The following is a 3,975-nucleotide window of genomic DNA, read 5'->3' as shown; positions in this document are numbered from 1 at the left end:
AGTCTCAACTTTATCGAGAGGATTCACCTACGTAAGGTCAACTTTCAATTTCAAACTACTATAAGGGATTTAACGTACAGTGATGTAAAAGTCCACGCTAAGCGCTCTTAAAACTCGATATTGATACTACTGAGTATCAACATGACCAAAAACGATATTTCGAACCTCATTTGAGGCCAAAAACACAGTCAAATAAGCTTAACGGGTTATCTGATACAAGCGATCTTCATCAGTCACGGCAATAAATGGTGTGATCTTCCCAGGTTTCTTCCCGGCTCACATCTTTGTTGGGGCCAGTTATCCAAGCTGCTGGACGCGAGACGCGAGAGTTAAACGCCCATGAATCATCCGGGTAGATAATCACGTCTTCTTCCGTCATCCGTGCATTATCAGGTTCTGTAGGCAAAATACGGGTATCTCTGTCGCCGCTGGATAGCCAGGCCTGAGCTACTTTTTGCGTATGAAAGAGAAAAGGATACATATAGCAGGACGTTCCATCGTTAATACCGTACATGCGTGAACCATCTTTGAACTCAACCGGAAAAATATCGTGCGACATAAAGAAGACCTCATTAAAGAATTCACGGTAAAGATTACTGGAGATTGAAAATCTGAACCTGCGCGCACCATTTTACAAGAGATTCGTAATTTTTTTTATGTTCCGTCATCACATGCCGCATTTTATAGTCATCATCCGGAATAGATAGCTGATAATTTTGCTTTTCTCTTTTCACAACATAATCTCCAACATTGGTTTTCAATTAATTATATCACTACATTTAAATCGAAAGAATATTATCGTGCTGCCAGCTAAAAGACGGTGTCTGACGCTGTTATGCCGCATAGCGGCATGAAGGCGACAAACGTTGTTCCGCATAGCCTTGTACCCAAACGTCGCCGTACGCCCGGCGCAGCCGGTCTGTGATCGGAATATTCCCCAGTCCCCCCCGTCCTGCTGGACCGTTTTTAAAGAGGCTTGAGCGTGCGAAAGCCGATACTGGGGGTTGAGGGCCAAATGTGCGAAAAACCACGTTACGGGGTCCGCTTGGAAAACGGAAAATATCCTACTATAAGGGCTTCCCCGAACAGTCAACGCCGGTTTTTAATTTCTGGCTGTTCATCAATGAAAGGCAAGGGATGAGACTGCACTACTATAAACGGTCACGCTGAATCGCTATTGATTCGGACCCTGATGAAAGACGCTCGTGAGATCCTCCTTCGTTAATCGGATAGTGATATCCAGTAGGATATGCAGATACTTCTCACGGGGGTCTAACCCTTTACCATCAACGAGTTACAGTTCAGTTACTACTCAGTTTAATTTTTCACGTTGTTGAATACAGTCTGAAGTCATCGCCGTAATGTAATGATGCCCAGCACAACCTCGCATTCTTGGCGGCGATTGCAACGACAGCACGCCAGTATCCCCGCCTACCAATCAACGAGCAGACCCAACGGCTAAACGAGTCCGTTCTATTCTCTGCCCCTACCATAACAGAACGGGCTCCCTGGACCAGCAGGGTTCGCAGGTAGGCATCACCCGCTTTTGTTATCCTGCCAAGCTTTGATTTTCCGCCACTACTGTATTGTGATGGCGTTAGCCCCAACCAGGCTGCCAGTTGGCGCCCGTTCTTAAAATCATGGGCATTGCCAATACTGGCGACCAGCGCACTCGCCGTTGTGGGCCCAATACCTTTCAGTTCCATTAACTGCTGGCTGCGATGATCTGTTTTGGCAACACGAGATAACACCCTGTCATATTCGGCGATTTTCTCTTCAATATTAGTGAAATGTGCTAATAGATCATCAATGCACAGCCTGACCTGTACTGGCAGAGTTTCCTTCTGGTCAGAAACAGCATGACGCAGAGCATCAGTGCTTTGTGGGGCAATAACCCCGAATTCAGATACCAACCCCCGAAGACGGTTATACGTCGCTGTTCTTTCCTGAATAAATCCCTGTTTTGTCCTATGTAAGCATTGCATTGCCTGCTGGCTTTCATCTTTGACGGGTACAAAGCGCATATGCGGCCGCTGCACAGCCTCACAAATAGCTATTGCATCAGCTGCATCATTTTTCCCGGTCTTACCCGCCATGCGATAGGGTGAGACAAATTTCGGTGCCATCAACCGGACATCATGGCCATACTGCCTGAATAATCTTGCCCAATAGTGGGCACCCGAGCAGGCTTCCATTCCAATGACACAGGGAGGTAAACCAGCGATGAGTTCAGAAAGTGCTGCACGCGACACCTTGGGTTTAACCAGAACTGCTTTACCATTTTGGTCAACGCAGTGAACAGCAAACACATTTTTAGCAAGATCGATACCGACAGTGGTGATGGTCATAACGAATCCCTCTGGGTCAATGTTTATCCCATGATTGCATGAAAGTTAACCAGGTGCATATCCAGGGGAAGTCCCTTCCATTCGCTAAGGCCATTTCTTAAGCACACATGACAGGCAGCTCTGAGCGACCTATAGTCATTCGGACCCTGAGAATTACACTTTTAAGTGATTCAGGGTATGCGCTTACTGGTTACGAATATTGAGCGAGAATCATGTGATGATCGCCGCTTTCCTTTCGAACCAGTAGGTGCTCCACGTTCGCTAACGAATACTCAGGGCATGCAGATAAACTGCTGGCTATATTTCTTTCGAAGAGCGTGGAATGCATACCAATCCCCGATAAAAAGGAGTTGGTGATGACTGTGACTAATAAGTTTGCTGCGCACGTTGGTCTGGACTGGGCGGATAAAAAACACGATGTCTGTGTTCAGTTTAAAAACGGCGAACGCGTATTCCATGTGATTGAACATACAGCAGAAGCGCTTGATGCCTGGCTTACTGAGTTACTCCAGCAACTGGTTGAGCAGTGTCGTCAACTGGTTGAAGATAAACGCCGTTTTGTGAACCGTATAATCAACACGCTTAAACAGTATTATCCTCAGCCCCTGGAGTGGTTCTCACATCGGGGTAGCTTACTGTTGTGTGAGCTGATTATACGATGGCCCAGTCTGCAACAACTTAAACGAGCCAGGCGCGACACGATCCGCAACTTTCTGAATGCCAAAGGTGGTCGCGCAATGGCCCTTACCGAGCAGCGTGTTGTAAGTATTGATAACGCGATCCCATTGACGACAGACTCGAGTGTTATAGAGGCTAATGCTTTGATGGCAACAGCACTGGCGACACAAATTAAAGTCGTGAGTGAAATCATCAAAACCTATGACGAACGAATCGAAACGCTATTTGACACGTTGCCAGATGCGGGGCTGTTCAAATCACTTCCGGGCATGGGACCTTGTATGGGCCCAAGAATGCTTGCTGCACTTGGTGATAACCGCAACCGGTTTAATAGCGCTGAAGAAATTCAAAACTACGCAGGTATTGCACCGGTGACAGAAAGAAGTGGCCAGAAATCCTGGGTTCACTGGAGATGGCAGTGTGCCAAGTTCGTCAGGCAGACCTTCGTTGAATGGGCTGCCAAGACGGTTAACTCATCATACTGGGCCAGACTTTATTATCAGGGACTGCGAGAAAAAGGAAAATCTCACCAGTCTGCAATCCGGGCTCTTGCCTTCAAATGGATAAGGATCATTTACCGCTGCTGGAAGACCAGAACCCAGTACGATGAAGCGAAGTATTTGCTGGCTCTCGAAGCGCGACACTCGCCCTTACTGAAGCCATAAAAAGCTTGTCGAATGTCTCAGGGCGTGAAGCGGACAGCGGGAGATGGAAAAATCCCAAGGTTAGCTGAACGATGGATATGTGGTCGATGCGTTGCAGCTACTTTCATCAAATAGTGACAATATTGTCGTTAAAAGTGAAAAAATTAGTGTTATAGTTTTTGAGATAAAGCGTATAGAATCAAAGCAGTACAGAATCTCGTAACTTTTCGCGGTGAATCAGTGATCCTAACTACATCATATTTACTGCGAACTAATTAAAAATCATTACACACAGATACGTGAAA

Annotated in this window: 3 protein-coding genes; 1 reads left to right on the top strand and 2 read right to left on the bottom strand. The window is 46.4% G+C overall.

Features of this window, described 5'->3' with window-relative positions:
* Nucleotides 1-229: 229 nt before the first annotated feature.
* Nucleotides 230-559, bottom strand: coding sequence for a hypothetical protein (locus J1785_RS02795; protein ID WP_217218761.1), 330 nt, complete (start codon nucleotides 557-559; stop codon nucleotides 230-232).
* A 766-nt stretch (nucleotides 560-1,325) separates the two neighbouring features.
* The gene (locus J1785_RS02790; RefSeq protein ID WP_217218760.1) at nucleotides 1,326-2,348 is read right to left on the bottom strand and encodes an IS110 family RNA-guided transposase; all 1,023 of its coding nucleotides are present in this window, start codon (nucleotides 2,346-2,348) and stop codon (nucleotides 1,326-1,328) included.
* A 356-nt stretch (nucleotides 2,349-2,704) separates the two neighbouring features.
* Between J1785_RS02790 and J1785_RS02785 the strand changes: the two genes are divergently transcribed.
* Entirely contained in the window at nucleotides 2,705-3,691 is a 987-nt protein-coding gene (locus J1785_RS02785) for a transposase (RefSeq protein ID WP_217218759.1), read from the top strand.
* The last annotated feature ends 284 nt before the right edge of the window (nucleotides 3,692-3,975 follow it).

Origin of the sequence: Rahnella perminowiae (assembly GCF_019049755.1) — a bacterium.
Lineage (GTDB): Bacteria > Pseudomonadota > Gammaproteobacteria > Enterobacterales > Enterobacteriaceae > Rahnella > Rahnella perminowiae.
This window is presented reverse-complemented; position numbering and strand designations above follow the sequence as displayed.

Coding starts and splice junctions, on each gene's coding strand:
- J1785_RS02795 (WP_217218761.1), bottom strand. CDS start 559: ATGTCGCACGATATTTTTCCGGTTGAGTTCAAAGATGGTTCACGCATG.
- J1785_RS02790 (WP_217218760.1), bottom strand. CDS start 2,348: ATGACCATCACCACTGTCGGTATCGATCTTGCTAAAAATGTGTTTGCT.
- J1785_RS02785 (WP_217218759.1), top strand. CDS start 2,705: ATGACTGTGACTAATAAGTTTGCTGCGCACGTTGGTCTGGACTGGGCG.